Annotated in this window: 4 protein-coding genes; 1 reads left to right on the plus strand and 3 read right to left on the minus strand. The window is 59.9% G+C overall.

All coding sequences use genetic code 11. The annotated features are described in order from the left end of the window. Positions 1-362: 362 nt before the first annotated feature. Positions 363-878: a hypothetical protein gene (locus AC1DWI_RS17215; protein WP_477671118.1), complete on the minus strand. Its 516-nt coding sequence runs from the start codon at positions 876-878 to the stop codon at positions 363-365. A gap of 30 nt (positions 879-908) precedes the next feature. Further along, positions 909-2,138: a JmjC domain-containing protein gene (locus AC1DWI_RS17220; protein WP_477671119.1), complete on the minus strand. Its 1,230-nt coding sequence runs from the start codon at positions 2,136-2,138 to the stop codon at positions 909-911. A 14-nt stretch (positions 2,139-2,152) separates the two neighbouring features. Between AC1DWI_RS17220 and AC1DWI_RS17225 the strand changes: the two genes are divergently transcribed. After that, entirely contained in the window at positions 2,153-2,677 is a 525-nt protein-coding gene (locus AC1DWI_RS17225) for an FKBP-type peptidyl-prolyl cis-trans isomerase (RefSeq protein ID WP_477671120.1), read from the plus strand. Positions 2,678-2,760: 83 nt separating this feature from the next. Here AC1DWI_RS17225 and AC1DWI_RS17230 read toward each other — a convergent pair whose 3' ends face one another. Further along, entirely contained in the window at positions 2,761-3,270 is a 510-nt protein-coding gene (locus AC1DWI_RS17230; RefSeq protein ID WP_477671121.1) for an outer membrane lipoprotein, read from the minus strand. Positions 3,271-3,335: the final 65 nt, after the last annotated feature.

Here is a 3,335-nt window from a genome sequence, read left to right on the forward strand (position 1 = left end):
GCAGGAGCCGATGCGTCAGCAGCAGGGGCTGGAGCTGGAGCTGGTGCAGCAACTGGTGCCGGTGCTGGAGCTTCTTCTTTCTTGCCGCAAGCAGCCAGAGCAACAGCGGCAACGATAGCTGCCAAAACGAGTGACTTGTTCATTTTTACGATCCTTGATGATATTTAAGAAAACAATTTCCGGAAATTGCCAAAAGAAAACCCAAACCGGAATTCAAGTTATTTTTGACCGGGGAAAGGACTCGAGCTCTTTCTACCCAGCTTTAAATTATATGCCGGATATTACAAATGGGAACGCAAGCCGGAAAACCCTAAGCCAGCCTTTACAGGCCCTTAGCGCCCTCAGACGCACAAATGCCCGCCTTAAAGCCCCAGCGTGGTGGCGGGGAACGACGGCGAACTTTTCAGCAAACGCTCATTGATCCGCTCCCTCAACGCCACCCGCCTGGCAACCTCAGAGCCGGCAATGCCAGTGCAGCGCTGCACATCCAGCCGCTCAAAGACCCAGCCGGGGCCGAGCAAGGCGCTGGGCATATCGTCCGCCGCGCCCGACGTATTGGCGCGGCATTCCACAATGTGCGCCCAGGTACGCCGCCAGGTGACGAACCGGGCGTGCCGCCTGACCACTTCATCGTAGTTTTTGGCCAGCATCGTGAATTTCCGGCCCGTCATGGACCAATCATTCAGCGCCTGAACGACTGCACGTTCTCCCAGGGGCCAGTCTTCGAAATCGGGATCGCACACAATGATTTCGCGCCAACCCTGTGCGGCTGCCGCTGAAAGCGACTGCCTGATCAACTCCGTGAAATCGCTGCGGCCAGTAAACCGGCCTTCCAGCAAGGCAGGCGGCAGGGCAGAACTGGTTTTTTCCGTATCCATAAAACGTCTCCAGGCTGTTTGGCAAGCAGGTCAGTCGTCTTCCGCAGGCAGCGTCTGCCGCAGCCAGCCCGCGTCGTGCCAGTCGCCCAGCAGCGCGATGGCCGATGCGCCAGCCTTGCGCAGCTCCCGGGGGGCCAGGCTGCGCTGGTCGGCCAGGCGGTGCATCAGGGCAGCATCGGCACCTTTGGCGCGATAGCTCTCGCCATTGATAAACACATGGTCGCTGTCATACATCATCCGCGTGCGTGTGTCGAGATGCACGCCGGCACTCCCCTGCCGCGCCGCATCGGCGTTCCACTCGCACTCCACCTCATCGAACCATACCGAGGGCTTGGGTTCGGTCATGTATTCACCCAGGGCGCAAGCCACGGCCAGGGGATCTTTCAACGCGTCCAGAACGGCCTGGCCGGCGAAGGCCGTAAGCTCTGACGGCATGGCAGCCGGTGTTGCGGTTGCGGCCTGCCCCGCATCGCGGTACAGGCGGGGCCGTGCCTTGCGGCCGATTTCTTCCGCGGCAGATTCATCGCCCTCATGGCGCTCGTCCTCAGTGAACTCGGCCAGGCGATGCAGCAGTTCCGCGGCCAGTTCTCCCTGTGCAGGCGACCTGAATCCGATGGAATATGTCATGCAATCTGCAGGTTTTCCATCGGCCTGCAGCGACGCCTCGGCAATGCCGTCGTGGGCATAGCGCGGAGGCAGGTAGAGCATGTCGCCCGCCTCCAGTACAAACTCTTCCTCAGGAACAAAATTCCGTAGGATTTTCAGCGGCACATCTTCCTGCAGCGTCAGGTCATTCTGCCGCCCGATCTTCCATCTCCGCCGGCCGCTGGCCTGCAACAGGAACACGTCATAGCTGTCAAAGTGCGGCCCAACGCCGCCGCCGGGCGTAGCAAACGAAATCATCAGGTCGTCGAGCCGGGCATCAGGCACAAAACGGAACTTCTGCAAAAGCGCATGCGCGCCGGCGTCATGCAGATCCACCCCCTGCACCAGCAAGGTCCAGGCTTTCTGGCTCAGCGGCGGGAGGCTTCGCGCGGCAAAAGGCCCCTGTTTCATCCGCCATCCCTTGGGCTGCTGGACAATCAGCCGGGACTCGACTTGCTCACGCGACGCGAGCCTGAACAGTGCTGCGCGGCTGAGCACAGGCTGCAGCCCCGGCAGCGCCTGGCGGATGAGAAGCGGCTTTTTTTGCCAGTGCCGGCGCATGAATTGCGCCGGGCTCAGGCCGGCGAGGAGCTCTAGAGATTGATTTACATCCATGGGACAATTGTCGGATGAAAATCACCCCGCAATGCGTCGTAGCCCTGACATGGACGCTGAAAGACACTCTGGGCGATGTGCTGGACGAGCTGGACGAACCCATCGAGTTTTTGCTCGGCGGCGATGACCTCCTCGCCAAGATCGAAGAGGCACTGCAAGGCCATGAAGCCGGAGAGAAGCTCGAGCTGCACCTTGAGCCAGAAAATGCCTTCGGTGACTACGACGAGAACCTGGTTTTCCTCGAACCCCGCAAGATTTTTCCCGCCGAACTGGAAGAAGGCATGACCTTCGACGGCATGGCCCTTCCGCCAGGAAGCACCGGGCAAGCACCTCATGATCATATTTACACCGTGACCGAGATCTATCCCGATCACGTCGTGCTCGACGGCAACCATCCCCTTGCGGGCATTGCCATCCGGTTGAACCTCAAGGTTGAAGCCGTGCGCGAAGCCAGCGAAGAGGAAATCGGCCAGGGATCACTTGGCACCGGTTTTTTTAAACTTGAGCCGATCACGCCGGGAAGTGGCACGCTGCACTGAGACAGGTGTGATTCCGGACGTAAAAAAAGCCGACCATCCCCTGCGGGAGTAGCCGGCTCTTTAAAGGCGGATGAACCGCAGCGTTACATGATCCGGTTGATCTGGCCGTTTTCAATCTTTACGCGGTCTCCCACGCGAAGGTTGCCGTAGCTGGGCACGTCGTAGGCGCGTGAGCTGCCATTGTCCAGTTGCACGGAGACGCGATAGCTCTCACGAATGGTCGCGTTGCGGTTCTTTTCAATGGCGTTACCGGCCACCGCACCGCCCACCGCACCCACCACGGTTGCCGCATCCTTGCCGCTGCCGCCACCGATCTGGTGACCCACCACAGCACCCGCCACACCGCCCAGCACAGCACCCACGCCAGAGCCGCGGCCTTTTTCCGTAGTCTGGATGGCTTCCACATTGATGACCCGCCCATACTCTACATAGTTATTTTGCTGATTGGCAGGGTAGGACGAAGAAGCAGGATAGGTTGAAGTGGTGGCCGGATAGGACGAATCGCCGCTCGGGCTCATGGGCGCGCAAGCGGCCAAGCCCACCAGTGCCAGCACGGCAGAAGCCGAGGAAATAAAGCGGAATGTGTTTTGCATGAGTCTCTCCTGTTAATAAGTTCATGAGCTTCCCGGCCCCTGTCATCGGCTTCACGCTAGCGAGA

The organism is Polaromonas sp. P3_C2, from assembly GCF_056402675.1.

Excerpts from the sequence above, each read along its gene's own strand:
- AC1DWI_RS17215 (WP_477671118.1), bottom strand. The coding sequence starts at position 878 with ATGGATACGGAAAAAACCAGTTCTGCCCTGCCGCCTGCCTTGCTGGAA.
- AC1DWI_RS17220 (WP_477671119.1), bottom strand. The coding sequence starts at position 2,138 with ATGGATGTAAATCAATCTCTAGAGCTCCTCGCCGGCCTGAGCCCGGCG.
- AC1DWI_RS17225 (WP_477671120.1), top strand. The coding sequence starts at position 2,153 with ATGAAAATCACCCCGCAATGCGTCGTAGCCCTGACATGGACGCTGAAA.
- AC1DWI_RS17230 (WP_477671121.1), bottom strand. The coding sequence starts at position 3,270 with ATGCAAAACACATTCCGCTTTATTTCCTCGGCTTCTGCCGTGCTGGCA.